This is a genomic window from Corynebacterium sp. BF-R-2 (assembly GCF_024586525.1).
Lineage (GTDB): Bacteria > Actinomycetota > Actinomycetes > Mycobacteriales > Mycobacteriaceae > Corynebacterium > Corynebacterium singulare.
Window position 1 is genome coordinate 35,111 of the sequence record NZ_JAMFTP010000002.1, and the last position, 26,445, is coordinate 61,555.

Sequence of the window (26,445 nt, forward strand, 5' to 3'; positions counted from 1 at the left end):
GTAACGAAATGGTATCGAGCGCCGACATACCCCACAGTAGAACTCGTTTCGAGTTGACTACGCCGAAAAAGTGAATATTGTGACAGCAGATACTGTTGTGGCGCGTGTGACTAATGTTGTACACGCGCCGACCTACACACAAGGATGTCCATGGCTCTCGATGAACAGCACTCCACCGGCAGCGCCGCACACCGCGGCCTCGCCGGTATCACTGCTGCTGTGATGCTGGGCCTGCTCAGCGTCACCCCCGCACATGCCGACGCCCCCGATCTCTCCTCTTTGGTCACTGCTCAACAGAGCAGCAACCCGCTCGACAACCTCGGCCGTCCCACCCCGGAGACTCAGGAACGCGTTCGCGCTTTCGCGGCACAGCCATGGATCCCGCAGGAAGCCCGAAACGCTATCCTCACTGCCCTCAACTTCACCAGCGGTGAGGACGGCGATGGCGGCGTGGCCATGCCGGAGGGACATAATCCTTCCTTCCGCCAGTTTTACTGGCCTACGGTCTCCGCACAGTGCATTGGCGGTCAGGGCGACTCGGTCGGTTCGGCCATCGCCGTCCCCGGCCCCACCGAAATCCCCGCCCCAGGCGCAGGTGAAGGAGAAGCCGTCTTCCTCTTCACCGCCCTAGGCACGCCAACTGCCGCCGAGCAGCAAGGCGCCATGCGCGTTCAATGGTTCAACCTGGACACCTTCCAGTTTGGGACCACCCCGCTGTTCAACAACGGCATCAACTCCGATGGCCCCACCACGGTCTCCGGCCGCGCCGCTACCGGCAAGGGCACGGTCGTGGCGGTTCTGTCTGGCGCGGTCAACACTGCTGAGTCCTCGTGTTCATTCCCACCCACCGCGGCCTTTCTCGAGGTGAACTAATGAGTACTGAACTGCACCCGGTCAAACAAGAGACCTTTAATACGGCGGACAACACGAATGTTGATCCCAAAGGTTTCCTGCGTGAGGTAGACACCTACCACGTCACCGATTTTGGTCTCTACATGGCCCGCGGTGCCAACCACCCACGCTTTGGCTACCTCGAGTCGTGGCTGCTCCCAGACTTGGGCCTGCGCGCTAACATCTTCCACTTCCGCGAGGGCGTGGACGTGGAGCAGGATTTCTACTTCGATGTCGCTGATATCGACGTTAACGGTGACGTGTGGACCACCCGCGACCTGTATGTCGATCTCGTCTCTACCTCAGGGGAGCCAGTTGACGTGCTCGACATTGATGAGCTCGCCGCCGCCACCTCCACCGGACTCATCAGCGCCGAGGAAGCCGAGCGCGCTATGGAGCGCACCCTCACCGCCGTCGAGGGCATCACGCGCTACGGCGATGACGCAATGACCTGGCTGCACACTCTTGGGATGGAACTTACGTGGGCTGACACTGTGGAACTCGTCCCAGCCGAGTAACCTTGGGTGAGCAATTCTCCCCTACCTTAAAGGATGTGAGCCATGGCCGGTGGCCTGTTCGCCCTGCTTGACGACGTAGCCCTCATCGCCCGCTCCGCCGCCTCCAGCGTCGATGACGTGGCCGCATTAGCAGGTAAGACCTCTATGAAATCCGTCGGTGTCGTCGTCGATGACGCCGCCGTCACCCCACAATTTGTTGATGGCGTGAAGCCACAGCGTGAGCTGCCCATGATCTGGCGCATCACCAAGGGCTCGCTCATCAACAAACTCATCATCATTCTGCCCATCGCGCTTATCCTGTCGTGGATCGCACCGTGGGCGCTGACCCCGATCCTCATGTGCGGCGGTACCTACCTCTGCTTCGAGGGTGCGGAAAAAATTATCCACTTCCTTTTCCACCGCGGCGAAGAGGAAAAGAAGCCCGTCCGCGACAAGGGCGGGGATGCCGAGGACTCGCTGGTGCGTTCCGCCATCACCACGGACCTCATTTTGTCCGCGGAAATCATGGTCATCTCCCTCAACGAGGTCATCGACCAACCCTTCTGGATGCGCCTGGCCAGCCTCATCATCGTTGGCATTATCCTCACCCTCGGCGTTTACGGCGCGGTTGCCGTGCTGGTGAAGATGGATGACATCGGCATGGGGCTGCTCGAGCGCAATGATGGCGACTCTGCCCTCGGCACCGCCTTGGTCAAGGGCATGCCCGTGGTTCTCGATATCATCGGCATCATCGGTACCGCAGCGATGTTGTGGGTCGGCGGCCACATCGTGATTAATGGCCTCCACGAGTTCGGAGCAGAACAGCCCCATGGCCTCATTCATGATGTCACCGAGAACATCAACAACGGCGCGCTCTCGTGGCTCGCAGAGACCGGCATCTCCATGGTCTTCGGCCTGATTCTGGGCACCGTCGTGGCCACCGTCATCATGGCGGTCAAGGCAACCGCAGAGCGCGTGAAGTAAGCCTCTTACACAAATCCTCTTACATAAAGAGCATCAACGATACCGCCATAATCGCCATACCTGCGATGAGGCCGTAGATAGCGTAATGGTGCTTTCCGGTCTCCTCCGCGGTGGGCAAAAGCTCATCGAGGGAGATGAAGACCATAATGCCAGCAATGGCGGCGAAGCTAATGCCCATCGTCACCGGCCCAATAAAAGGCATAAGGATGGCAAAGCCGATGAGCGCGCCCACCGGCTCCGCAAGGCCCGACACCGTGGCCCACCAGAAGGCTTTCGTGCGGGAGCCTGTCGCCGCCCGTAAGGGCACCGCCACCGCGATGCCCTCCGGAATGTTGTGAATGGCAATCGCCACTGCAATGGGAATGGCGATTTCTGGAGCTTCGAGCCCCGACAAGAACGTGGCGAAACCCTCCGGGAAGTTGTGGAGCGCCAGGGCGAAGGCGGTAAATACGCCGGTCTTCATGAGCCTTTTGCGGCGCGCCTCCTCCTCCGTGGTTGCCGGCTCGTGCGGGTTAATCTCCGCCGGCACGGCGCGGTCAATAATGGCGATGAGGGCAATCCCCGCAAAGAAAGCGATAATGCCTGCCCACGTGGCGGACTTTTCGGTTCCGAAGGCTTCTCCTAGCTTGCTGATTCCCTCCGGAAGGATCTCCATGAAGGAGACATAGAGCATCACGCCCGCAGAAAGCCCCAAGGCGGTGGCCATGAATCCCGGCCCCGGCTCTTTCTTGCTTACGGCGAGGGCGCCTCCGATGGACGTCGATAAGCCGGAGAAGAGCACGAGACTGAATGCGAACGCGACGGTGGCTAAATCCATAGTGGGAAACTATAGCGCGTCAGGGTCCTGCTCCGTGGATATCACCAGTGACTCGCCATCTTTCACCGTGGGGTCATCGTCGATGTACTCACCGGTTTCGTGGTCAGGGCGATACCGGCCATGCAGATGACCCAGAAATTAGTCACCGCCGGGTTGCCGCGCTGCGTGAGCTGGGAGTTGACCACGGAAGCGGAATCAGCCGTCGTGATAAAGAAGACAATGAGCATGACCAGCACCAGCCGCTCACGATCTCCACGCCATATTTAACTTTTTGTTCCTCAATCGACCGTAACCCAGTTGACGTCTCTGCGTAGGATTGGAGGAAGTCCATCTACTCCCACCAGACGCATGAGGTGACTGACACAACTATGGCGCTCTACCCGCTGGCCCCCTCTTACTTCGGGGTTGAGCACGTGGCCGTCCTCGACCACGTCAACCTCGGCACTGCGTTGAGCTTCCCCGGGTTGGCCACGGCGCCTGCGCTTGTCGATGTCTCCCTTATCCCCGACCCCACCACCCGCGGTTGGCGCATTCGCTCGCCCTTCGGTTTCTTGGGCGCACTCGACGCGGAGGAGTCCGCGGAGTATCCCTCGCTCGCCCGCCTTCGCACAGCGGGTCTTAGCCCCTCGACGCACGCCACGGTCGAGATTGTCGAAGGTGACGTTGACGTTGCCGTTGCCCTGGGCCTCGATCCGTGGATGATTCCCACCACGAATCAGCCGGTAGGTTCTGTCCTTCTGGCCGGTGGACACGGCGCGCTTGTCGACGTCTCCGCAGGCCAGCTCACCACCTACCAACTCCGCGGGATGGGCACCCAACAGCTCATTGTTTCCCTAACCCTTATCGACGACACCGTCCTCGCTACCCACGGCGACCTCGTCCTTGGGCCCTGCACTTCCCTCGCCGACTCCCCTGTCCTCGCTGCTGCTGTCGAGGCCGCTGCTCCCTCGGGTGCTTCCCTCGCCGCCCGCGCCTATGCTGCTGCCGGCCGTCTCGCCGTGGACCTCCCAGACTCGGCCGACGCTCTCTTTTCGCCAGCCATCCCGCCGCTTCCGCTCTCGTCCGAGCACCCCGCCATTCCGCCGGCGCTTGACCTCACGGCGGATTGGGAGGTCACCGCCCCGGCCGCTCCGCTTGCCTCCCCACTGCCCACCGGCTCACGTACCTTCACCTCCCCTAGTTCGTAGCCTCAGCACTTTTCTGCCACGTCTTCCCCTACTCTGGTCCCTTTGCTGTCCCTCTCGAGTTCAAGGCAATATCTCGCTGGCTAATGTAGAGTTACCCATCACATACATGCAGCCACTCTAGCGTTCAGGAATCACACAATGTCCGGCAAAAAGCGCAACAACCGTAACAGTCAGTCTTCAACACAAACCGAATCCGAGCGCATTGAAGCCTCAAAGCGTCGATACAATCGTCGGATGAAACATATAGCCACTCGCCAGAAGCGATACGCCGATCGTGATTTTGCACTATGGGCTGAAGATTCATGGGGAAGCGACGACCCCGATGTCGGCGGCCGACGTTCCGTTCACTCACACTCCGGCGGCCGCGTGCAGTCGAACCGTTCGCGTTACTGAATCTTGCACTCAGGCCACTTCGAGCGGCTCAATACTGTTGACTTCTTCGGCGATAGAATCCTCAGCTACCTCGAGTTCGTATCTTCCTTGCAAGTTCAGCCAGAACTGCGGTTCTATCCCGAAATACTTTCCTAGCCTCAACGCAGTATCTGCGGTGATTCCGCGCTTGCCGTGGACAATCTCATTAATCCTGCGTGGCGGGACCCCAATGGCCATGGCCAGCTTATGTTGTGTGATCCCGAATGCCTTAATGAAATCCTCATTGAGTACTTCTCCGGGATGAATTGGCGGATACAGTTTGGTACTCATATCGCTCCTTAGTGATAATCCTCTATCGCCACGTCCGCCGGACCTGCTTCAGTCCAGCGAAAAGTAATCCTCCATTGCTGATTGACACGAATGCTGTATGTTCCCCGTCGGTCGCCTTTCAAAGCTTCCAACCGGTTGCCCGGCGGTATTCGCAGCGATTGCAGGGAAACCGCCGCATCAAGCTGATGAAGTTTTCTATTTGCGGTCTTGTGGATTCTCGAATCGATCCGCGGTGACGCTCGGCGCAACCAGACAAGCTCGGTGTCTCGGTTAGCAAAGGACTGGATCATGACCTCAATCTACAAACCATAACGGAATCCGTCAATAACGATCTCCGTTAAGTTTCTGACACTGAATCCTGGAGAATTTTCCGGAGCTTAAGACTGCCTTGATTCCCCCATGACAATGACATTCTAGAAGGCACCTTTTAATTAGTACCTTATGCGCTTATCCTCATACGCTGACCTGGACTTTCTCCGACACCGCCCCACAGATGGTTCCCTTACTTTGGTCCCTTTGCTCCTAGCACCGCGCTCGTTCATTTCGGCAGCCGCCCACTAGGACTTAGCGCACCGTTCGCTGCCCATCCACTAGGCGAGTCACTCCGATCGAGTCGAGGTGCTCCAGCAACGGAATGGCCACTCGGCGGGTCGTGCCCAGGGCCTTGCGCGCGGCCGAGAGAGTAAATGGCTGCTCCAGCCCTGCGACGATGTCCTGCGCCCGACGCGGTGCCGTGGGCAAGAGCACCACACCTGATTGCAGGCGGAGCACGCGCCCGGCGCGCTCGGCTGCAGCAAGCTCTTTGGGGCCAAGTCCTAGTCTTGTGAGGTCCTCCGCTTCCGGGGCAGCGAATGGTTCGTCGCGGAGGCGCCGTTCAAGCTCGGCCACGCCTTTCTCGGCGGGGCCGAGGTCCACGGTCTGTCCAGGCAGGCGCAGGACACCCTCGGACGATTCCACGTGGGCCGCGGCTACTGCCAGTCCCAGTAATGCTGGTTCGCTCAGGCCCAGCGCATCCATGGCTGCTGCGTGCGGCAGGCCTGGCGCGAGTGGATTGGATTCAGCGTGGTTCTTCACCGCGCCCAGCAGCGCCTCCTTCCAGGTGGTCACTTGGCTGGCGGCAATCCACCACTCACGGAATTCGATGATCCCGGCTGGTTTGCCCTCCACAACGAAGCCATCGCGCACAAGGTTCTCTACGCGCTCATAGCCGCAGCGCTTCAGCCACGCTGCGGGATCCCGCGGGGACGTCTGTGCCAGCTGCACCGCCCGCTTCTTCGCGTCGCCGCGCCGACTCAGTTCCGCCGGGTTCACGTCCACGACTTCGACGCCCGCGACAACGTGACGTCCGCCGGGGCTGCGCACGACGAACCTATCGAGAAGCGTGAGCGGCAGAGGCTGGTCCAGGGTCAAGCGTGCAAAGTCGCCTCCAAGGGGACGCAGCCGTGCGCCCACACCGGCGGTACCACTGTGCACCACGATGTTCTGCGGGAGCTGAGATAATTCCGAGCCAAAGGTGCGCCGCACGTCCACGGTGTCGAGCACGCGCCACGCTTGAGGGCTCAGCAGCGCATCGCCCCGATGTACCTCATCCGCGTCCACTCCGCGCAGGTTCACCGCCACGCGGGAGACCGGCCCTACCGAAGACACACTGGCGTTCTCACTCTGCAGTCCGCGGACCGTCACCTTCTTCTCCCCCAGCACGAGTTCATCGCCCACGGCAATGGTTCCGGCCGCCAACGTTCCCGTCACGACGGTTCCAGCACCTTTCACGCTGAAGGCGCGGTCAACCCATAGCCGCACACGTGCTGTCGCATCGGGAGCGGGCATCTCAGCGAGTACGGCGTCGAGCTCCCTGCGCAGTGTGTCCACGCCCTCCCCGGTTGTGGCGGAGACGGTGACGAGGGGGGCGTCGACAAGCGCTGTTCCCGCCAGTTCCGCTCTGACCTGTGCGATGACTTCTGCGCGGCGAGCATCATCTGCACGATCTGCGCGCGTGAGCGCCACCACGCCGTGCTGCACGCCCAGAGCACGCACCGCGTCACGGTGGTCTGTGGACTGTGCCTGCCAGCCTTCATCGGCCGCCACGACAAAGAGCACAACCGGCGCGGGGCCCACCCCGGCCAGCATGTTGCCCAGGAATTTCTCATGTCCCGGTACATCGACAAAGGCCACATCCGCGCCGGAGTCCAGCTTTGTCCACACGAAGCCCAAATCAATGGTCAGTCCACGCCGCTGTTCTTCCTCCCAGCGGTCCGGCTCCATTCCGGTGAGCGCCTTGACCAAGCTGGACTTGCCGTGGTCCACGTGGCCTGCGGTGGCAACGACGTACATCTACATCACCGCCTGTAGTGCCGCAATAAGTTCCGCGTCCTGGCTCTCCGGCACGCAGCGCACATCGACCAGGCAGCGTCCGTGGCTCACGCGCGTCACGACCGGTGTCGCCCCAAGGCGCAACGGGCGCGCCAGCTCCTCCGGCAACGCCACTGCCCAGCCGGGCAACGGTACCTCCGGAGCACCGCCACCACCTACGCGACCATCATGGTCCACAACCTCGGCACCCAGCGCAGCAGCAATTTTTTCCGTGCGCTCCCTGTGGCGATCAGGTGAGATGTGCAGAGCCTCGTGCACCGCATGTGCGGACGTTGACAGCGCCGCCTCCAACGCGTTGAGCCGCAGCTTGTCAATACGCACGGCCCGCGCCAGCGGGTGCTTCGTGCATGCAGCAATGGCGTCCTTCGTTCCCACGAGCACGCCCGCTTGGGGTCCGCCCAGCAGTTTGTCCCCGGAGAACAACACGATATCGGCGCCGTCCCGCAAGGCTTCGCTGGCGGACGGTTCCTCCGGCAACACCGCATCCGGTGTGAGTAAGCCTGAACCGATGTCCACGATGAGCGGCAAGTCTGTGAGCGCACGCAGCTGTGCCACCGATACCGACGACGTAAAACCACTAATGCGAAAGTTAGAGGGGTGCACCTTAAGGATGGCTCCAGTGCCCTCACCCAGCGCACGCTCATAGTCCGCTACATGCGTGCGGTTGGTCGCGCCGACTTCATGCAAACGCGTCGCTGTGGACTCAATAAGTTCGGGCAGGCGGAAGCCCGCACCAATTTCAATGAGTTCCCCGCGGGAGATAATGACCTCTTTGCCGGGTGCTAGGGCCGCAGTAGCTAGCAGCAGCGCGGAGGCACCATTGTTCACCACGAGCGCATCCTCCGCGCCGGGGCAAGCCGCCAGCACGGCATCACGTGCCGCGCGCCCCCTATTGCGTGAGCGCAGACCGCTTTCCAGATCCATCTCCACGTCGGTGTAGGATGCCGCGGCTACCAGTGCGTCCACCGCCGCTGGCGGCAACGGTGCACGGCCCAAGTTCGTGTGAATGATAACGCCGGTGGCGTTGATGACCGGGCGCAAAGAATACGGCTGTGAGCTGTTCAAACGCTCTTCTAGCTTCTCTTCAATGAGGGAGGGTGGGAGGGTGCCGGAGCGGACGTCGTCAAGCACGGCGTCGATGATCGCCCGCACTTTATGGGGTGCGACGCGCTCCTGCGCATAGCGCACCGCCGGATACTGGAGGATCACATCCATCTTGGGGATGAAGCGGCGGGGGTCTGTCGTCATGGGTCCTCCTAGCAGCACGGATGGCGGAGACGGACAGGAATCGAACCTGCCAGACCGAGATACTCGGCCTCACCGGTTTTGAAGACCGGGGCGCCCACCAGGACACGTACGCCTCCGCCTGCACACCTTACACGCGGCTAAAATAGTACCTATGTCTGACATCAAGTTAACGTCCTATGCCGCCGGTGGCGGCTGCGCCTGCAAGATTCCCCCGGGGGAACTCGAGTCCGCTGTTGAAGGCCTCGTGGGAACCGCTGATCCCAACGTGCTCGTGGGGCTTGACGACGGCGACGATGCCTCCGCCGTGCGCATCCCAGATGGTCTCGCGGTCATCTCTACCGCGGACTTCTTCACGCCGATGCTCAACGATCCGTATGACTGGGGCCGCGTCGCCGCTGCCAATGCGCTTTCCGACGTCTACGCCATGGGCGGCACCCCCATCACCGCCATCAACCTCGTGGGCTGGCCGCGCGAAGTGCTTGGCCTCGACATTTTGCGCGAGGTTCTGCGCGGCGGCATGGATATCGCCAGTGAGGCCGGCATTTCCATTACTGGCGGTCACTCCATCACTGCTCCGGAACCCACCTATGGTTTGGCGGCCACGGGCATCGTCCACCCGGACAAAATCTTGCGCAACGACGCCGCCGAGGCCGTGCTTCCCATCACGCTGACCAAGCCGATTGGCGTGGGCATCCTCAACAATAAACACAAGGCCACCGGCGAGGTCTCCCAGGCCGCGGTGGACTCTATGACCACGCTTAACCGCGATGCGGCCGCTGCCGCGGTAGCAGCCGGGGTACGTGCCGCCACCGACGTCACCGGCTTCGGACTGTTGGGCCACCTCTATAAGATGTGCCGCGCCTCAGGAATCGGTGCGGAGCTAGACTTCTCCGCTGTTCCTGCCATTGAGGGCGCGAAGGAAGCCCTGGCAGAAGGGTTCATCCCGGGCGGCTCGCGCCGCAACCTCGACTGGGTACACCCCCACCTGAACGCCGACCTGAGTGAAGAAGACCTCGTCTTCCTTGCTGATGCCCAGACCTCCGGCGGCCTCCTCGTCATCGGTGAGGTTCCCGGCTATCCGGTCATTGGCCGAACCGTCCCAGGTGAGGCGCGGATTACTATCCGCTCGTAACCGTCGAGGTTCCGAGGCCTTCCGCACGGCGGCGGGCCTCCGCGCGGCGCTTTTGCGGTCCGATGGTGGTTGAGGGATCCTTGACGGCCTCGCGCCCGGCGTTGAGAACTCCGAAACGTGTGCAGGCTGAGCCCGCCATCAGTGCTAGCCCCGAGACCACCGACACCGCCCGTGACTTCGTCAGCGCTGCCACGACGGTACCCACGCCACCTGTGGCGATAAGTGCTTCGGAGGCCTTCATGAGCTTTCCGGGCACGCCCTCATGCAGCGGGCGCTTGGGCTCCGGCTCCATGTTTTCTTCCATGGTGCGGGTCGCGGCGAGGTCGCTCGCTGCGGCCGCCATGCCCAAGGCGCGTGCAGGACCTGCGCTTTCCACGGGAGTGAACACCATCGCGGCACCTGATGCGGCTGCCGACGCCGACGATACGAAGACATACGGCAAGTGCTTCTTTGCGTCATTCCATGTCGGGTTCGAGGTATTCGCCAGCAAGACGGCTGTGTATCCGGCCAGCGGACCGCCCAACACGCCGGCCACAACTCCCGCTGGGCCAGCGGCCTGGTCAAGAAGAGCCCGAACGGGCGCAGGCACTACCCCGCCAACCAGCTCATCGGCTTCCACAAGAGCTGGCAGAGCTGCTGCGCCAGCGAAGCTACCCAAGATCCACGAACCAACGGACATCGGCGAGGTCACCTTGAACACTCGGAACATGTTGAGCAGGCGTTCCGGGCGGCCCAAGTCCAGCACGAGAAAAACTGATCCTACCGAGGCCGCCGAGAAGGCGGTCAAGCGCGTCGACCGCTTCAGCTCCCTGTTGCCGGTCGCCTGCGCACCTGCGCCGAGCAGCGCCGAGCCACCAGCCAGACCACCGAGGAACAGGTAACCACCAATGGGCCACTCCCACGGCGGGGCTTTGACCACGGGCTTGCCATAGTAGGAGGAGAACTCGAAGTCCTCTGCCATGCGCTGCTCTTTGGAGCCGTCTTGGGCACCCGCGCCTAGACGCTTGCGCTTCCTTCTGCCCTTAGTGCCACCGTTCTTGTCTCCGAAGCGCCTAGGCTCCTGCGGTGGACGGTACTCATCAAATTCGCTCACTTGCGGCCTCCCATCACGAATGCTCCGGCAACCGCCAGCGCCATACCTCCAATAGCCTTCGCCGCGGTCTTGTACATCTGCGGCAAATCCGCCGTGGGCACGCGCGGATCCGGCGGCAAGCCGTAGACCTCAGGAGAGTCCAGAAGCAAGAAGATGGAGCCAGTGCCACCCACACCATCCTCACGGTTCGCACCATACAGGCGAGCCTCAGTCAGGCCCTGCTCGTGCAAAACACGTACACGTTCCTGAGCTGCGGCCAGCATCTCTTCGTACGGGCCGAACTGGATGGAGTCCGTGGGGCAGGTCTTGGCACAGGCCGGCTGCTCACCAATCTTGAGGCGGTCGTAGCACATGGTGCACTTCTGAGCCACGCCCAAGTTCTTGATGGGCATGGACTGTCCCGGCACATGATCTTGGCCTTGCGGCTTGAGCTGCTTAAGCTTGGCAAGCACGTTGATGCCCGCGTGGTCTGGGACTTCATAATCCACGGTCGCGGTCTTATCGGCTTTGAGCGTCACACCGCCATCGTCGCGGCGCTCAATGACGCCAAAGGGACAGCCCGCCACACAGGTACCACAGCCATTGCATACATCGTCTTGCACCACCACGGTGCCGTACTCCGAGCGGAACAACGCGCCCGTCGGGCACACATCGAGGCAGCCGGCATTGGTGCAGTGTTTGCACACATCGGAGGAAATGAGCCAGCGGAAGTCATCGGTGTCGGGCGGCGTCGTGGACGGCTGAACAGTAGGCATACCCAGCGAAATGAGCTGTCGCCCCTCTTCACGAGCGCGTTCAATGCGCTCGTTGTTTTGTTCAATGAAGGCCACATGGCGCCACGTGTTGGCGCCAAGCGAGCCGGTGTTGTCATAGGAGTTTCCAGTCACCGCATAGCCTTCAACCGGGTTGCGGTTCCACTCCTTACACGCCACCTCGCAGGCCTTACAACCGATACAAATGGAGGTATCGGTGAAGAACGCCATGCGCTGGTAGGACTCGTAGCCGTGCTTGTCGGCTTTCTCCGTCAATGCATTCGCCACGGTTATTAGCCCTCCTTGCTTTCATAATCAGCCACGTTGCCCGCTGTGGAGTCATTACCAGTGTTCTCGTCGGTGGCCCGTGCCTCCGTGGTGAACGCGTCGCTCACATCAAGAACTTGGTTTCCTGACTCCACCGTCAGCTTCGCGCGCTCCTGGTATTCACGCAGCAAATCCAGTCGAGCCTCACCGCGTGGGCGGCGTCCCGGCTGAATATCACACGCGCCCACCTTAGAGTTCTGGATGAACACGTTCGGCTCCAGCGTCAGACCCAGCAGGTCGTTCGCTCCATCGCCGGCCACATCGGTGGTTTCAGACTCGCCGTAGTGATACGGCAGACCGATCTGGTGGAACTCCTCGCCGTTGATGGTGAGCATCTCCATGCGGTCGGTCACCAAAACCTGGGCCTCGATAACGCCGCGCGGCGAGACAATGGTGGCCCACTCGCCATTAACGAGTCCACGCTTTTCCGCCAAGTCCTTATCCACCTCACAGAACAAGCCTGGCTGCAACTCCGCCAGGAACGGCAGGCGGCGTGACATAGCACCTGAGGTATACATCTCCGTCAGGCGATAGGTGGAGAAGACAAACGGGAAAACGTCCGCGCCGACCTCCCCTGGCTCGGGGCGGGAAAGGTTGTCCTCACGCTTAATGGTCAAGCGCGTTGGCGACTGCTGCTGCTTGTACAGCGCATTCGTGACCGGGGACTCCTGTGGCTCGTAGTGGGTTGGCAGGGGCCCGTCGGACAACCCCTGCGGTGCAAATAGCCAGCCCAAGCCGTCTGCCTGCATGATGAAGGGATCATCACCATCGAGGGCGTCTGGTCCCACGGCATCGACGGGCGCCACGTAATCCGGACGCTTCGTTGCTGGGAAGTCAGGCACGTCGTCACCAACCCACATGCCCTTGGATTCATCCCACCACACGTACTTCTTGCGCTCCGACCATGGAGTTCCATCGGGCTTTGCCGAGGCTCGGTTGTAGAGAATGCGGCGGTTAGCTGGCCATACCCAGCCCCAGTCCAAGGCAACCTCGTTCTGTTCCGAATCCGGCACCTTCTTTGCCGCATGGTTGATGCCGTCCTTGTAGATACCGGTGTAAATCCAGCAGCCGCCAGACGTTGTGCCATCCGCACGCATCTCACCAAAGCTAGGCAAGAGCTGGCCCTTCTTGGGCCCATCAAGGTAGTAGCCGTTGATTTCACGCAAGATCTCATCCGAGCTCGGATCGCCGTGCTCGTCCTCGGTGTAATCCCATGTTATGGACTTGATGGGGAGGTCACGCGGGTCAGTTGAATCAGCAAGACGCTCACGGATCTTCTTTCCCAGCTGGTAGAAGAACCACGCCTCACTGCGGGCTTGGCCCGGCGGCGGAACCGCCTGGAAGCGCCACTGCACCATGCGCTGAGTCTGAGTAAACGTGCCGGATTTCTCCACGTGGGTAGCTGCCGGCATAAGGAAGACTTCGGTGCCAATCTCTTCGGTCTTGAGCTCACCGTTCTTGATTTCCGGAGAGTCCTTCCAGAAGCTGGCGGTTTCAATCTCCTGGAAATCGCGCACAACCAGCCACTTCAGTGCCGCCAGTCCACGGCGTTGCATGCCGCCGTTGGACTGCGCTACTGCCGGGTTCTGGCCAAAGACGAAGTAGCCTTCAACCTCGTGGCGGAGCATTGCCAACAGGGTTTCATACGTTGAATGCGCGCCGGACAGGCGCGGCATGAGGTTGAATCCCCACTCATTCTCTTCGGTGGCCGCGTCACCCCAGTAAGACTTCATCAGTGAGACCGCATAGTTCTCACCCAACTGCCAGAAGCCCTTCTGGTCTTCCTTGCGGAAGGAGTCGAGATAGTCACTCCAGTTCGCCTGCTCCACGTGCGGCATGGGCAGGTACCCCGGCAGGGAGTTGAACAGCGTCGGGATATCCGTCGACCCCTGAATCGAGGCATGGCCGCGCAGGGCCATGATGCCGGAGCCAGGGCGGCCCACATTGCCCATGAGCAGCTGCAAGATCGCCGCCGTACGGATGAACTGTGCTCCTAGAGTGTGCTGGGTAAAGCCCAGTGCGTAGGCGAAGCAGGTAGTGCGGTCCGGCTTGGAATTATCCGCGATGGAATCCGCCAGGTAGTAGAAGTCCTCCTGTGAAATACCGCAGGTCTCCTCCACCATCTCAGGCGTATAGCGCGAGTAGTGGCGCTTGAGAATCTGGAACACCGTGTTCGGGTTCTCTAGGGTCGGATCCTTCTCCACGTTCCACGACGAGCCCTCAGGCTTGCGCACGTACTGCCACGAATCCGTGACGTACTTGCCCGTTTCCGCATCATAGCCGGAGAACAAACCTTCAAGGTCCTCGGTGTCCTTGAAGTCGGACGAAATGATGGACGCAGCGTTCGTGTAATTCACCACGTAATCGTGGAAATACAGGTCATTGTCCAGCACGTACTTAATGATGGCGCCCAACAGCACCACATCCGTACCACCGCGAATGCCAATGTGGCGGTTCGCAAACGCAGACGTGCGCGTGTAGCGCGGATCAACGTGGATGATGCGTGCACCACGCTTCTTAGCCTCAACTACCCATTGGAATCCCACTGGGTGGCACTCGGCCATGTTGGAACCCTCAATGACGATGCAGTCTGCATTCGCCATATCCTGCAGCGGTTGGGTTGCGCCGCCGCGGCCAAACGACGTTCCTAGACTAGGAACAGTGGCGGAGTGTCATATGCGCGCCTGGTTCTCAACCTGAATCGCACCGGTTGCCGTAAAGAGCTTCTTAATGAGGTAGTTCTCCTCATTGTCCAGTGTTGCACCACCCAGTCCGGCGATGCCCATAGTGCGGTTGAGGGGACGCCCCTGCTTATCGACGTCCTCCCAATGCTTCTTACGCGACTCCACAAAGCGATCCGCGATCATGTTCATCGCGGTTTCTTCATCCAAGTCCTGCCACTCGGTGGCATAAGGTGCACGGTACTTAATTGTGGTGACGCGCGACGAGGAGTTAATGAGTTGCTCAGAGGCCGAGCCCTTGGGGCACAGGCGGCCGCGCGAAATCGGGGAATCCGGGTCACCTTCGATCTGGATGACGCGGTCATCCTTGACGTATACGCGTTGGGAGCAGCCCACCGCGCAATAGGGACACACGGATTGGACCACGCGGTCCGCGTCCACGGTGCGGCCGCGCAGCTCCTCGCTCTTGGCCGACTGCGTAGACAGGTCACGGCCGAAGGCATCCTTGTTGCGGATCTGGCGGACGACCGGCCAGTTCAGCGGACTAAAACGAGACATGCCTCAAATCTACTGCCTGGAGTTCATATTTTCTAGACCGACCGCACAGGGGCCTAAAAGGGGTAGAAAACAGCATCAAGGGCTTGGAGCCTTAAAGCTCCAAGCCCTTGCGTTTAGCCCGAATTACTTGCGGGTCTCAGTGATACCGTCGGTATCGATCTGCTCCTTGCGCAGCTCCTCGGTGTGGGTCTCGGTGTCCTGGATGGTCTCCTTGGACAGGTTGACCTTCTCAACCGGGACGGTCTTCTTGTCAACGTTCACGCGCTCCTCGTGCAGGGTGACGGAAGCTTCTGCAGTGTCGTTGTCACCGATGGTGCCGTTGAAGTTGGCAGCGTCTGCCTCGGAGATCGGGGTGCGCTCGACGCGAACCTCTTCGCGCTCGACCGGGACCTCAACGGTCTCGGTGTCGGTCACGACGTACTTGCGCAGACGTGCCTCGCCGGTAGCAACGCGCTCCTTGTTGACGTCCAGACGCTCCTCGGAACGGATGAGCTCGTTGTCGTTGTCGGTCAGGTTGTGACCAGCGGCGGTGTCGGTGGCAGCAGCACGGTCGGTGGTTTCGGTGCGCTCGGTGGTCACGGTCTCATCGTTTGCGTGAGCGCCTGCGCCTGCACCGGCAACGCCAGCGCCTGCAGCACCTGCGCCAGCAACGCCAGCACCGGTGGTGGTGTCAGTGCGCTCGTCACGGTAGGTGGTGACGTCCTGGGCGTTCTCCAGGTTGTAGTGCTTGAAGATGTCAGACTGTGCCTCCGGGGTCAGCGGCTTGTCGGAGTCGAAGTCCGGGGCGCCCTCAATACGATCCTTGGAGAAAGCCAGCTTGAGGTCATCACCATTGAAGTCGTGGCCGCGGAGCGGGACCAGGCTGGAGTTCATGCCGAACAGGCCGTGGTTGACCTCAACGAAGGTCGGCTGACCGGTCTGCTCATCAACGAAGACCTCCTTGACAGAGCCGAGCTTCTCGCCAGCGTTGTCGTAAGCGGTTGCGTCGAAAAGATCCTTGATGTTCTTGCCCATTGTTTCTCTGAACCTTCCTATAATTGGTCTATTTATCGGCGGCAAACAGTGAAACTCAGTCGCTACCCCCGAATCCAACGTTCAGGAGAGCGCGATTTGCTATTTCGTTTGCTCTGCCATCCACGATACGGACAAATCAACATCTCGCCACCACTGTGACCCCATTTTTCAACTTTTGATGCCTTTGCCGCAGGTCACACAGCCTATAACGATTAGGTAACGGAGCTGTCATTGCACCACACTGGCCAGTTTCTTACCTCTCGGATTCCAACTAGACCTCACCGAGGTCGCACAGAGGTCATCACAGGAGAAAACCCTTCCCCCACCGGCAACCACGCCACATCACCCCACAGCGCCACTTTCCACGCAAACCCCTACACCCTCCACAGGAAATTCCAATCATGCCCCGCTACCCCCCACACATCAGATCAAATCTGAATTGGTCTAGTGCACAGAGTATGTCCAAGCCACACCATCGGTACCCTCAACATCATGAGTACTCATAAACACTTCGAACTCAAGGTCCCGGGCGGCAAGCTTCTCGTCGTCGACATCGCCCTGGACGCCAACAACGCCATCACCACCGCCAAGATCTCCGGTGATTTTTTCCTAGAGCCCGAGGAAGCCTACGACGCACTCGGCCCTGCTTTGACCGGCGTCACCACGGCCACCAGCACCTCCGATATCCAGTCCCGCCTCGATGCCGCGCTCGCCCGAATCGAGGAGGAAGAACCCGTCGCCCTCCATGGCTTCGACACCCATCACCTCGCCGTTACGGTCAAGCGCGCACTGTCCGACGGCACCGATTTCACTGATCACAGCTGGGAGATCCTGCGCCCAGGTATCCTCCCCACCCCGGTCAACGTCGCACTTGACGAGGTCCTCCTCAACGAAGTCGCGGAAGGACAGCGCGGCCCCACCCTGCGCTTCTGGGAGTGGGAGGACAAGGCCGTGGTCTTCGGCTCCTACCAGTCCTATGCCAATGAGTTGGATCAGGAGGGCGTCGACAAGCACGGCATCGTTCCCGTACGCCGCATCTCGGGCGGCGGCGCCATGTTCATGGAGGGCGGCAACTGCGTCACCTACTCCCTCTATGCCCCCGAGTCCCTCGTCGCCGGCTATTCCTATGAGGCCAGCTACGAATACCTCGACCAGTGGGTTCTCGCAGCACTGGGCAAACTCGGTGTTAACGCCTGGTATGTCCCTATTAATGACATTACTTCCGACGGCGGCAAGATCGGCGGCGCTGCACAGAAGCGCCGTAAAGGCGCGGTCTTGCACCACACGACAATGAGCTATGACATCGACGCCGACAAGATGATGGAAGTTCTGCGCATCGGCAAGGTTAAGGTCTCGTCCAAGGGTCTGGCCAGCGCGAAGAAGCGCGTCGATCCGCTGCGCCGCCAGACTGGTGTACCCCGCGAGGAGATCATCGACACGATGGCGCGTGAGTTCGCTACTCGCTACGGGGCCGTGGAGGCCGAGCTTTCCGACGCCACGCTTAGCCGCGCCCGCCACCTCGTCGACACCAAGTTCCTCACCGACGATTGGACGAAACGCATTCCCTAAACTTGCACGGGAATTTAAAGGCAGCGTACTGTGTTGTGGTCTTTAGTGAACCGATCGGTTCGCCCCTAGCGAACTGGCTGGTCTTTTTCTATACAACACTGTCTAGAAGGAATTACTCGTGTCTGACACCTCCTCCCGCACGCTGCCCTCATGGGCCACCGGCTTTGGCGCCCAAGTCATCGCCGGCCTCATCATTGGCCTCATCCTCGGATTCATTGCATCCGGCATGGAATCCACGTGGCTCGCCGATACCCTCACCGGCATCGGCGGCGCCTACGTTCAGCTACTCAAGATTATGGTGCCGCCGCTCATCTTTGCCGCGGTCGTCACTTCGGTGGCTAACCTGCGCAAAGTGGCAAACGCTGCTTCTCTCGCGATTTCGACTCTCGTGTGGTTCGCCATCACCGCTTTCTTCTCGGTTCTCGCAGGCATCCTCGTTGCACTCGTCATGAAGCCAGGAGTCGGCACGACTGTCGACGCCTCCACCGCCGCCGATCCCTCCCACGTCGGTTCGTGGACCGCCTTCCTCCAGCAGCTCGTCCCCTCAAATTTCTTTGGCCTCAATGCTTCCTTCAGCGACGACACTGTCTCCCTCAGCTTCGGCGCCCTTCAGCTGCTTGTTATTTCCCTGGCCTTGGGCATCGCCGCGGTCAAGGCTGGCAAGGCTGCCGATCCGTTCCTGCGCTTTACCGAATCCTTCTTGAAGGTTATTCAGGTTGTCTTGTGGTGGATCATCCGTCTCGCCCCCATCGGCACCGCAGCCCTCATCGGTAAGGCCGTAGCCACCTACGGCTGGGATGCCATGAGCTCTCTGGGCAAGTTCGTCCTTGCCATGTACGTTGGCCTCGCCCTCGTTATCCTCGTGGTCTACCCCGCCGCCCTCGTATTCAACCGCATTCCTGTCATGGGCTTCTACAAGCGCGTATGGCCAGTATTCTCTCTCGGCTTCGTTACCCGCTCCTCGATGGGCGTGATGCCCGTCACCGAGCGATTCACTGAAAAGGCCATGGGTGTTCCGCGCGAATACTCTTCCTTTGCCATCCCGCTGGGCGCCACCACCAAGATGGACGGCTGCGCTTCCGTGTACCCCGCAATCGCCGCTATCTTCATCGCTCAGTTCTACGGCATTGACCTATCCTTCACCCAGTACCTGCTCATCATCTTCGTTTCCGTGATCGGCTCCGCAGCCACAGCAGGCACGACGGGCGCTACCGTCATGCTGACACTGACCCTGTCCACCCTGGGCCTGCCCCTCGCTGGCGTAGGCCTCCTCCTAGCCATCGAGCCCATCATCGACATGGGCCGCACCGCGGTCAACGTCACCGGCCAGTCCGTCTGCGCCACTATTGTGGCGAAGCGCGCGGGTATCCAAGACCAGGAGGTCTGGGACGCCGCCGAGGACGGTGTCACCCACATCATGAACGATGACGAAAAGAAGCATGTAGGCATCTCTGCCTAGCTTCCTCCCCCTCCACTAACCAGCCTCCCCAGCCCAGGAGCCATCGCCGAAGTCTTACCCCTGCAGCTCCCACTAGGGAGGCTCTTCTCTGTCTCGAGTCCCCACGTACCTGACCGCCGTCGTCTCAAACGACGATGCCTTCATAATCCGTGGTCGCTACCTCTACTTCGTCGTTTTAAACGACGGAGTCCTGGTTCTTACGTTTCGTCGTGTGGGTCGACGGGGGTTGGTGGTTGGGGGTGTGGTTAGAAGGGAATATCTTCTGTGGTGTTGGCGTGTGATTCTGTTTCAGCTTGAGCTGTGGTTTGTTGTTCGGCGTGATAGTCATCGAGTTCTTGTTTGAGTTGTTGGGCTTGTTCGCGGGTGCGCTGGCGGGTGGTGGTGATGTGTTGGCCGATGGTTTGTGCCCAGCGTTTTTCGCGGGGTGCGAGGGGGCCTTGGGCTTCTGTTATGGCCCAGGTGCCGTTATCGTAGAGCCAGATGATGTCGCCGGTGGCGGGGTCGAGCAAGTAGTAGGCGCTGCCATCGGTTTTGAGGTTGTGATGTTTTTGGCATAGGCAGGCCAGGTTGTCTGGGTGGGTTGCCCCACCGTCGGCGTAGTTGTGGCGGTGGTCGAGTTGGGTGTAGTAGGCCGGCTCATCACATCCGCTCATGCGGCAGGTGCCGTCGCGTCCTTCGACGTGTTTACGCATGATGGTGCCTGGCCGGTAGCCGTCGGTTTCTTTGACGGGGGTGGTCAAGTCGCGGTGGTGGTCGTAAGGCATATCTGCCAGCCGCCAGCCAAAGCCTTCGATGTAGGTCGGAGCGTTGTCGACGTCGCAGGCTTTGTAGGTGTGCAGGATGACGGTTGCCGGTGGGGTGATTTCACCGCTTAGTAGTTGTTTGATTGCATCGGTGATGCTGATGCCGTGACTGTTAGCGGTTTGGCGGATGAACGCATCGAGTTTGATGCCGGTGTCTTCATCAACTCCGAGTTCTAGCCAGGCTTTAGTTCCGTTGCTAGAGAAGGTATAGGAGTCGTGGGGGCGGGTGTCTCGGTAGGCAATAGTGTCATCGAGGGATTTACAGAGGTCGCGGACTTTGCGTCTGATTTGGCTACGGGTGGGAAAGACCTGGTTGGGTGTGGTGGGGGTGAAATACTCTGCCAAAAGGCAATCGATTACTGCGAGTGTGGCGGGGTTGTGGGTTGTGAGGGCGGCCATGGGTTGGTCAATAGCAATGAGAGATTCAATATCCAGCAGGCAGTGGGTATCTTGGAGGAATTTGACGGCGGGTAGTTCATTCAGGCGGTGGATGGCGCGCAGGCCTGCTTTGATGTGGCCTTCAGTTAACGCCCAGGCGTTAACGAGGGATAGTGCGGTGGTGTCAATATCGGCTTCAAGATCAGGTGTTGCCGCTACCCAAGCGCTATAGGTTGCTTTCCGGGCAATGCTGCGGGCTACAGCATGGGGATTATTGGGGTTGGTGGTAGCAAAGAAGGCAGCCGGAGATGGTGATGATGGTGGCGGTGGTGTGGTGGTCATGATCGTCCCCGAGAAAAATAGCAATTAGAAGAAGTGTTCTAATTATGATTCTACCGGAAGCCCACCTTTAGGTCTATGGCCTGCGCAAACAAAGCTGATACGGAAGGATGATCGGGGGTGTCAAGCCCATCTTTAGACTGTGTGTTTGACTCTTGTCGAACAGGGCGTATAACCGGGACCTATCTACAACCACGGGGGTACAACGCACACAGGGCGGCCGGCATTCCAGCCGACCGCCCTTCTAAAAAGGAAGCTTTTACTCGTACCGCACGTCACCACGCGCGACGTCCTTGCGGCCATGCACAAAGAAGTACACAACCGAAGCCACGAGCATGAGCGCCGCCAAAATCCAGTACATGGTGGTATATCCCGTGGCGGAGATAACTTGCCCCAGCAGGATTGGACCGAAGCCGATTCCGATATCAAGGAGCAGGAAGAAGGTGGAAATGCCGGCACCCATCTCGTGCAGCGGAACTAAACGCACAGCAATTGCCTGGCCAGCCGGAAGAATAGAGCCATAGCCTAGGCCAACGAGCGCACCGGCCAGAATGACCTGCCAGTCGGACGAGGCCGAAGCTAACACGGCAAGACCCGCGATAAAGAAAACCAGCGACGTGTAGATAATGATGTTATCGCCACGGCGATCCTGCAACTTACCCAGAATAAAGCGCAGAATGAGGCTCACCACGGCATAGGCGAGGAAGAAGTAGCTTGCGCCTTGTTCGAGGCCCGCATCGGAAGAGTAACCGTTCAAGAAAGTGATGATTCCGGTGTAGGCAACACCCACGAACAGAATGAAGACACCGAAGGGTGCCACTGCTGGGTGGACGATGTTGCCCAAGGAGAAGGTCACGCTGCGCTGCTCTTGTGCCGGAGCCTTCACCACCAGTCCCAGCGCCAAAGCAACGACGGTCAGCGTCAGCGCCACAACAAAGACGGCGTTGTAGCCGGCATTATGCACAATGGCCAAGCCTGCGGCGGGGCCGAAAGCCGTCGCCAGCGTGGTTCCCAGCGCGAAGTAACCAGTGCCCTCAGCACGGCGGTGATCAGGGATCACAGACTGCGCCACGGCCATCACTGCAGTCGAGGCGATCGCGTAGCCCAAACCGTGCAAGATTCGCACCACAAAGAGCAGCGGCAACGATTGTGCCGGGAAGTACAGTGCCATTGCAATGGCCACAGCAATGAGCGAGACCACGAGCGTGCGCTTTCGCCCCATTGCATCGACGATATAACCGGAGAAAAGTCGCGCGATTGTCGCACCCACCACAAAGGCGCTCGATGCAAATCCGCCCGCTGTATCGGACGCCTGGAACTGCTCGATGGCGTACATCGCCATAATGGTGACAAGCAGGTAGAAGACCGTAAATTGTGCAAAGTTCACCAACCACGCGAAAACGAAGGTTGGAGTGATGAGGGGGGTGGATTTAGCAGACGTTTGAGACACCTTCTTCGATAGCGTTATGGAGTTAAGACTCCCAAACGCTACCAAAGATCAGAGATACTTTCGAATTCTGGATTATGCCTGCACCATGCTTGACGACGCCCCTATCCGAACAGTTTCCGCAGGTACGGAGAGCCGAACCGCCACTGTGGGTCCATCTTTTCGCGCAACTCGCAGAACTCGTTAAATCTTGCATAAAGTTGAGCAAAGTCTTCGCGGCCGAGCGTGTTCATCTTGCCCCAGTGCGGCCGGCCGCCGGCTGCGCGCAGGATGGGTTCGAGCTTTGGCATGTAATCCTGGGGATTTAAGAACCGCGGAATGTGGAAGGCAATGTATATCGATTCGCGTCCAGAAGCCGTGGACAGTGCGACGTCGTCAGCCGCTGTCGTGCGCAACTCCAAAGGGAAACCAATACGCCAGTCACGATCCTCGATAAAGCGGCGTATTTCACGGACGGCAGCGGGGCCGGCGGCAAGCGGCACGGCGTACTCCATTTCGTGGAAACGCACCCGACGCGGACTCACGAACACCTCGTGGGCAGCGGCGCGATAGCGGTTATGGGAGATTACCGCAGTGGAGAAGCGATTAAGCGCTGGAATCGTTGCCGGCACCATCCGCCCCAGCGCGAGAGTGACTGCAAAGGCACCATTTCCCACCACTTCATCATCAATAAACTGCTTGATGCGTGAACGGTGCTCTCCATTCGGTGCGAGTCGCGTATTAGCTTTCACCATGGCACGGTCAGTGTGGGGAAACCAATAGGACTCGAAGTGATCGACGCTGCGAGACAGCTCCTCCCAGTTATCCATGAGCTCATTGAAACCGATGCCAGTTTCCTCCGCGTGCAGGTCAAAGGCGTCAACGCACTGCATCTCCACCTCAACGACCACTCCGAGCGCCCCGATGCTCACCACGATGAGTCTGAGCAGGTCTGGATCCTCATCGAGAGAGTAGGTGCGGGTGTTGCCGTCGGCGTCGATAAGCGTGAGGCCCGTGACCGTACCCGCGAAGCCTGTGTAATCGATGCCGGTGCCGTGCGTCGACGTCGAAATTGCGCCGGCGAGGGACTGTGGGTCTACGTCGCCCTGATTCGTCAGAGCCAGCCCGAAGGGGCGCAGAAGTCCCGGCACGTCACGGAGACGAGTGCCAGCCAGGAATCGGACGCGCTTGCGCTGCTTATCGACGCCCACCAGGCCACTCAGCTTATCCAGATTCATCATCGTCCCCTCCCCTGCTGCCACCGGCGAGAAGGAATGACCTGCTCCAACGGTGCGCACGCTTCGCGAACGCGTGATGATGTCAGGAATCTCGTCAATGCGGGAAGGCTGCAGAAACTCTGCAGGTTTCGTAGTGACCGACCCAGCCCAGTTGCTAAAAGTACTCATCGGAGTGTCCATCCTTGTCCTCTATACGTGTCCCAGTGCTCGACACAGCCCTCCCCCACAGCAAGGAGGCAATCGACGTTTTCTGTCATCTCTCCGGCCTTGGCGTGGCGAAACCACACTGGATCCTCGACCTTCAGGGAGGCGCCGTGCAACGGAGTCTGCACTTCTCCGGCACCCTCGGTGGTGGAATAACTTAGCCCTTGCGGCCACACCGGAACCGGCACGCGATCTTTAGCGGGCGGGCCTGATGCAATCCACCCGCCGGAATTGACCGTTGCCCAGCCAGGGGCGGGCACGCGGGAGACCTGGCAGACGAAAAACGCTGCCGCCTTGTGATTGATGTCGGTGAAATCGTCGAAGATGGCCGGCGTGTAGAACCCAGAACCTGCGGCGAGTTCGGTCAATGTGCCTTCCGCCGCAGATTCCTGCAGGCTGCCGGTTCCACCGCCGTTGACAAACTCGATGTCAGCCACCTCCCGCGCAGCGGCCACACAGGCTCGGCGTCGCGGCGCGAGATCCACCATGGACCGGGATCGCAGCCAGCGCTTGACTGCCCCAACCGGGCCGGGAAGACCATCCGCCACGGACGCCACCTGACCTTCATAGGCCATGAGCCCCACGAGACGATGCCCTCGCCGCAGAATCTCCTGGGCCAGCACCGTCACTTGCTCCGGTTCCCGGATGGGCGAGCGACGCGGACCCACTACTACGCCAGGCAAGTGCAGAGTGCAGTCAATATCGATGGCCAGACGCAGTGGACTGGGAAGCAGATCAAGCAACTCGACACTGTCCACCATCACCGTCACGGTGTCGCGCGCGGCCGCGGAGCCTGCCAGCTCTCGCAGTGCCCGTCGGTTCACACTCGGGTAGGCCACGACAATGTCCCGGAACCCTTCTGCAACGAGATGGAGCGCCTCCGGCACCGAATACGCAAGGATTCCGTGGTAGCCGTCATGTTCCAGCGCGCGGCGCAACGCCGACACGCTGCGGACCGACTTGGAGGCGACCCGAATGGGCAATCCCCCGGCGCGTGTGGACATCTGCTGGGCGTTGTAGTCGAAAGCCGCAAGGTCAATAACCCCAACGGGTGCTGGATGCTCGCCGGAGCGCACGAGAGGTTCGATAGCCTCTCGCACCTCCGTTCGCGGGATGGTGGATAGGGTGGGCATAACGTAATCCTAGCCACCCGTAGTTAGGTTTGTGAGACAAATCTCAAAAAATGTGTAGCGGAGCCAAATATTTTTGGGACAATGGACGTCATGAAAACCTTTACTCAGACCCGTCTCCCCCACCGTGTGCAGAGTTTCCTGGACGCTGATCCCGCCCACGACGTATGCGGCACCGGCGAGGAACACCATGCTCACGCGCCTTTTACCGGCGAGGAACTCTTTCGCTTCCCCGTTGCCACCGCCCACGATGTAGAACGCGCCGTTGAATATGCCCGCGTCGGCGTGGGTCAGGGGAATCGCGCGGCGATCTTGCTGCGCCTCCACGACCTCGTCCAGGACAACGAGGAGCTCATCCTCGACCTTATCCAGGCGGAGAACGGCAAGTCCCGCGCGCATGCCTATGACGAGCTCATGGATCTCTATAACTGCGCGCGCTTCTACGCGGTTAATATCCGCAAAGCCTTCGGCACGCAACGCCACCCCGGCGCGCTTCCTGTGTTAACAAAGACCCGCACGCAGCATTATCCGCTAGGCGTGGTGGGGCTTATTTCGCCGTGGAATTATCCGCTCTCGTTAGGCGTCGGCGATGTCTTGGCAGCGCTTTCTGCGGGCAACGCTGTTGTGCACAAGCCGGACTCCCAGACCACGCTGACGGCTATCCTGCTCAGGCGTCTAGCCATTGAAGCTGGTCTTCCGGAGGCCGCCTGGCAACTTGTACCGGGAAACGGCGCGGAGGTGGGTGATGCCCTCATTCCTATCGTCGATGGTCTTTCCTTCACTGGTTCGACGAAGGCTGGCAAGTCCATTGCCGCGCAGGCTGCCGGGCGCCTCATCCCCACCATGCTGGAGCTAGGCGGCAAGAATCCAATGCTGGTGCTTGACGACGCCCCCTTGAAACCCACCGCCCAAGGCGCCGTGCGCACCGCGTTCTCCTCATCTGGCCAGCTGTGTATGTCTGCCGAGCGCGCATATGTTCACGAGAGCATTGCTGAGGGGTTTCTCAAAGAACTCACGATGGCATTGGACCAGCAAGTACTCGGCGCGGCCTTCTCCGATGCCGCCACCATCGGCTCCCTTACCTCGCAGCGCCAACTTGATACGGTAGTAGCCCACGTCGAAGATGCAGTATCCAAAGGAGCCACTGTGGTCTACGGCGGGAAGGCCCGCCCAGACCTGGGGCCGTTTTTCTATGAGCCCACCGTGCTGATCGGTGTTACCCCTGAGATGGATCTCTATGCCGCTGAGACCTTTGGACCTGTCCTAGCCGTGTACCCGGTGCACTCCGATGCGGAGGCCATTCAGCGCGCCAATGACACGAACTACGGTCTATCCGCCTCCGTGTGGTCCGGCAATTCGCGCCGCGCCTGGAAGGTTGCTTCTCAACTCGAGGCGGGCATGGTCAACATCAACGAAGGCTTCGCTGCCGCCTATGGTTCCATCGCCGCGCCCGGAGGTGGCGTCAAGGAGTCCGGACTGAACCACCGCCACGGCATTACCGGCATGCGTCTGTGGGCCAACGAGCGCACCGTGGCTGAACAGCGACTGCATCCCTTGGCACCGTCGGAGTACCTCTCGCCGGAGCGCTTCCGCGCCTTGGTTTCCACGGGCATGCAGCTAATGAAGACCTTCCGGCTTTAAAGGAG

General features: G+C 60.2%; 22 protein-coding genes and 1 tRNA gene. 8 read left to right on the top strand and 15 right to left on the bottom strand.

Annotated features, from left to right (window positions below):
* Positions 1–150 precede the first annotated feature (150 nt).
* Genes M5J09_RS01275 through M5J09_RS01285 form a run of 3 tightly spaced genes read left to right on the top strand, consistent with a single transcriptional unit; the run spans position 151 to position 2,372 of the window.
* Positions 151–873, top strand: coding sequence for a hypothetical protein (locus tag M5J09_RS01275; RefSeq protein WP_144791961.1), 723 nt, complete (start codon positions 151–153; stop codon positions 871–873).
* Complete coding sequence (locus M5J09_RS01280; RefSeq protein WP_257156714.1) at positions 873–1,409, top strand: DUF402 domain-containing protein; 537 nt, start codon at positions 873–875, stop codon at positions 1,407–1,409. The genes M5J09_RS01275 and M5J09_RS01280 overlap by 1 nt, the downstream gene beginning before the upstream one ends.
* A 42-nt stretch (positions 1,410–1,451) precedes the next feature.
* Positions 1,452–2,372 carry a DUF808 domain-containing protein gene (locus M5J09_RS01285; protein WP_257156715.1) on the top strand — a complete coding sequence of 307 codons (921 nt, stop codon included), beginning with the start codon at positions 1,452–1,454 and terminating at the stop codon, positions 2,370–2,372.
* A 19-nt stretch (positions 2,373–2,391) separates the two neighbouring features.
* Here M5J09_RS01285 and zupT read toward each other — a convergent pair whose 3' ends face one another.
* Positions 2,392–3,189 carry a zinc transporter ZupT gene (gene zupT, locus M5J09_RS01290; protein ID WP_257156716.1) on the bottom strand — a complete coding sequence of 266 codons (798 nt, stop codon included), beginning with the start codon at positions 3,187–3,189 and terminating at the stop codon, positions 2,392–2,394.
* A gap of 62 nt (positions 3,190–3,251) precedes the next feature.
* Positions 3,252–3,416, bottom strand: a complete 165-nt coding sequence (locus tag M5J09_RS01295; RefSeq protein ID WP_306557956.1) for a hypothetical protein — start codon at positions 3,414–3,416, stop codon at positions 3,252–3,254.
* Positions 3,417–3,542: 126 nt separating this feature from the next.
* On the opposite strand from M5J09_RS01295, the gene M5J09_RS01300 reads away from it, so the two are divergent.
* Positions 3,543–4,376: a hypothetical protein gene (locus M5J09_RS01300; RefSeq protein ID WP_257156717.1), complete on the top strand. Its 834-nt coding sequence runs from the start codon at positions 3,543–3,545 to the stop codon at positions 4,374–4,376.
* Between the two features lie 402 nt (positions 4,377–4,778).
* Here M5J09_RS01300 and M5J09_RS01305 read toward each other — a convergent pair whose 3' ends face one another.
* The 5 genes from M5J09_RS01305 to M5J09_RS01325 all read right to left on the bottom strand — a co-directional run bounded on the left by M5J09_RS01305 (position 4,779) and on the right by M5J09_RS01325 (position 8,812).
* Positions 4,779–5,078 (bottom strand): HigA family addiction module antitoxin, encoded by a 300-nt coding sequence (locus M5J09_RS01305; protein WP_257156718.1) that lies wholly within the window; start codon positions 5,076–5,078, stop codon positions 4,779–4,781.
* Positions 5,079–5,086: 8 nt separating this feature from the next.
* Entirely contained in the window at positions 5,087–5,368 is a 282-nt protein-coding gene (locus M5J09_RS01310) for a type II toxin-antitoxin system RelE/ParE family toxin (protein ID WP_144791952.1), read from the bottom strand.
* A 274-nt stretch (positions 5,369–5,642) separates the two neighbouring features.
* A complete protein-coding gene (gene selB / locus M5J09_RS01315; RefSeq protein ID WP_257156719.1) occupies positions 5,643–7,409 on the bottom strand; it encodes a selenocysteine-specific translation elongation factor in 1,767 nt (588 codons plus the stop codon).
* A complete protein-coding gene (selA, locus tag M5J09_RS01320) occupies positions 7,410–8,696 on the bottom strand; it encodes an L-seryl-tRNA(Sec) selenium transferase (protein WP_257156720.1) in 1,287 nt (428 codons plus the stop codon).
* Positions 8,697–8,717: 21 nt separating this feature from the next.
* Positions 8,718–8,812 (bottom strand) — tRNA-Sec (locus M5J09_RS01325).
* A gap of 35 nt (positions 8,813–8,847) precedes the next feature.
* Between M5J09_RS01325 and selD the strand changes: the two genes are divergently transcribed.
* On the top strand, positions 8,848–9,828 hold the full coding sequence (gene selD, locus M5J09_RS01330) for a selenide, water dikinase SelD (protein ID WP_257156721.1): 981 nt from the start codon (positions 8,848–8,850) through the stop codon (positions 9,826–9,828).
* Here selD and nrfD read toward each other — a convergent pair.
* From nrfD to M5J09_RS01350, 4 genes are all read right to left on the bottom strand, one after another.
* Complete coding sequence (gene nrfD, locus M5J09_RS01335; protein ID WP_257156722.1) at positions 9,815–10,921, bottom strand: NrfD/PsrC family molybdoenzyme membrane anchor subunit; 1,107 nt, start codon at positions 10,919–10,921, stop codon at positions 9,815–9,817. The two genes, selD and nrfD, sit on opposite strands and share 14 nt — an antisense overlap.
* A complete protein-coding gene (locus M5J09_RS01340; RefSeq protein WP_257156723.1) occupies positions 10,918–11,961 on the bottom strand; it encodes a 4Fe-4S dicluster domain-containing protein in 1,044 nt (347 codons plus the stop codon). Before M5J09_RS01340 ends, nrfD begins: the two co-directional genes overlap by 4 nt.
* 5 nt (positions 11,962–11,966) lie before the next feature.
* The gene (gene fdnG / locus M5J09_RS01345; protein ID WP_257156724.1) at positions 11,967–15,239 is read right to left on the bottom strand and encodes a formate dehydrogenase-N subunit alpha; all 3,273 of its coding nucleotides are present in this window, start codon (positions 15,237–15,239) and stop codon (positions 11,967–11,969) included.
* Positions 15,240–15,362: 123 nt separating this feature from the next.
* Positions 15,363–16,253 (bottom strand): PRC and DUF2382 domain-containing protein, encoded by an 891-nt coding sequence (locus M5J09_RS01350; protein WP_257156725.1) that lies wholly within the window; start codon positions 16,251–16,253, stop codon positions 15,363–15,365.
* Between the two features lie 492 nt (positions 16,254–16,745).
* Between M5J09_RS01350 and M5J09_RS01355 the strand changes: the two genes are divergently transcribed.
* Both M5J09_RS01355 and M5J09_RS01360 read left to right on the top strand, forming a co-directional pair.
* Positions 16,746–17,822: a biotin/lipoate A/B protein ligase family protein gene (locus M5J09_RS01355; protein WP_257156726.1), complete on the top strand. Its 1,077-nt coding sequence runs from the start codon at positions 16,746–16,748 to the stop codon at positions 17,820–17,822.
* A 118-nt stretch (positions 17,823–17,940) separates the two neighbouring features.
* Entirely contained in the window at positions 17,941–19,281 is a 1,341-nt protein-coding gene (locus M5J09_RS01360; RefSeq protein WP_042530285.1) for a dicarboxylate/amino acid:cation symporter, read from the top strand.
* Between the two features lie 245 nt (positions 19,282–19,526).
* On the opposite strand, the gene M5J09_RS01365 is transcribed toward M5J09_RS01360, so the two are convergent.
* The 4 genes from M5J09_RS01365 to M5J09_RS01380 form a co-directional block, all read right to left on the bottom strand.
* On the bottom strand, positions 19,527–20,804 hold the full coding sequence (locus M5J09_RS01365; protein ID WP_257156727.1) for an HNH endonuclease signature motif containing protein: 1,278 nt from the start codon (positions 20,802–20,804) through the stop codon (positions 19,527–19,529).
* Between the two features lie 256 nt (positions 20,805–21,060).
* Complete coding sequence (locus M5J09_RS01370; RefSeq protein WP_257156728.1) at positions 21,061–22,251, bottom strand: MFS transporter; 1,191 nt, start codon at positions 22,249–22,251, stop codon at positions 21,061–21,063.
* A 101-nt stretch (positions 22,252–22,352) separates the two neighbouring features.
* Positions 22,353–23,633 (bottom strand): D-arabinono-1,4-lactone oxidase, encoded by a 1,281-nt coding sequence (locus M5J09_RS01375; RefSeq protein ID WP_257156729.1) that lies wholly within the window; start codon positions 23,631–23,633, stop codon positions 22,353–22,355.
* The gene (locus M5J09_RS01380) at positions 23,630–24,802 is read right to left on the bottom strand and encodes an alanine racemase (protein ID WP_257156730.1); all 1,173 of its coding nucleotides are present in this window, start codon (positions 24,800–24,802) and stop codon (positions 23,630–23,632) included. Before M5J09_RS01380 ends, M5J09_RS01375 begins: the two co-directional genes overlap by 4 nt.
* Before the next feature lie 90 nt (positions 24,803–24,892).
* Between M5J09_RS01380 and M5J09_RS01385 the strand changes: the two genes are divergently transcribed.
* Positions 24,893–26,440: a succinic semialdehyde dehydrogenase gene (locus tag M5J09_RS01385; RefSeq protein ID WP_257156731.1), complete on the top strand. Its 1,548-nt coding sequence runs from the start codon at positions 24,893–24,895 to the stop codon at positions 26,438–26,440.
* Positions 26,441–26,445 lie beyond the last annotated feature (5 nt).

Bases quoted from the DNA above. Each gene is read 5' to 3' on its own strand.
- M5J09_RS01350 (WP_257156725.1), bottom strand. From the start codon at position 16,253: ATGGGCAAGAACATCAAGGATCTTTTCGACGCAACCGCTTACGACAAC.
- zupT (WP_257156716.1), bottom strand. From the start codon at position 3,189: ATGGATTTAGCCACCGTCGCGTTCGCATTCAGTCTCGTGCTCTTCTCC.
- M5J09_RS01375 (WP_257156729.1), bottom strand. From the start codon at position 23,633: ATGAGTACTTTTAGCAACTGGGCTGGGTCGGTCACTACGAAACCTGCA.
- M5J09_RS01285 (WP_257156715.1), top strand. From the start codon at position 1,452: ATGGCCGGTGGCCTGTTCGCCCTGCTTGACGACGTAGCCCTCATCGCC.
- M5J09_RS01385 (WP_257156731.1), top strand. From the start codon at position 24,893: ATGAAAACCTTTACTCAGACCCGTCTCCCCCACCGTGTGCAGAGTTTC.
- selA (WP_257156720.1), bottom strand. From the start codon at position 8,696: ATGACGACAGACCCCCGCCGCTTCATCCCCAAGATGGATGTGATCCTC.
- M5J09_RS01275 (WP_144791961.1), top strand. From the start codon at position 151: ATGGCTCTCGATGAACAGCACTCCACCGGCAGCGCCGCACACCGCGGC.
- M5J09_RS01380 (WP_257156730.1), bottom strand. From the start codon at position 24,802: ATGCCCACCCTATCCACCATCCCGCGAACGGAGGTGCGAGAGGCTATC.
- M5J09_RS01280 (WP_257156714.1), top strand. From the start codon at position 873: ATGAGTACTGAACTGCACCCGGTCAAACAAGAGACCTTTAATACGGCG.
- M5J09_RS01365 (WP_257156727.1), bottom strand. From the start codon at position 20,804: ATGACCACCACACCACCGCCACCATCATCACCATCTCCGGCTGCCTTC.
- M5J09_RS01310 (WP_144791952.1), bottom strand. From the start codon at position 5,368: ATGATCCAGTCCTTTGCTAACCGAGACACCGAGCTTGTCTGGTTGCGC.
- M5J09_RS01305 (WP_257156718.1), bottom strand. From the start codon at position 5,078: ATGAGTACCAAACTGTATCCGCCAATTCATCCCGGAGAAGTACTCAAT.
- selD (WP_257156721.1), top strand. From the start codon at position 8,848: ATGTCTGACATCAAGTTAACGTCCTATGCCGCCGGTGGCGGCTGCGCC.
- M5J09_RS01355 (WP_257156726.1), top strand. From the start codon at position 16,746: ATGAGTACTCATAAACACTTCGAACTCAAGGTCCCGGGCGGCAAGCTT.
- M5J09_RS01295 (WP_306557956.1), bottom strand. From the start codon at position 3,416: ATGCTCATTGTCTTCTTTATCACGACGGCTGATTCCGCTTCCGTGGTC.
- selB (WP_257156719.1), bottom strand. From the start codon at position 7,409: ATGTACGTCGTTGCCACCGCAGGCCACGTGGACCACGGCAAGTCCAGC.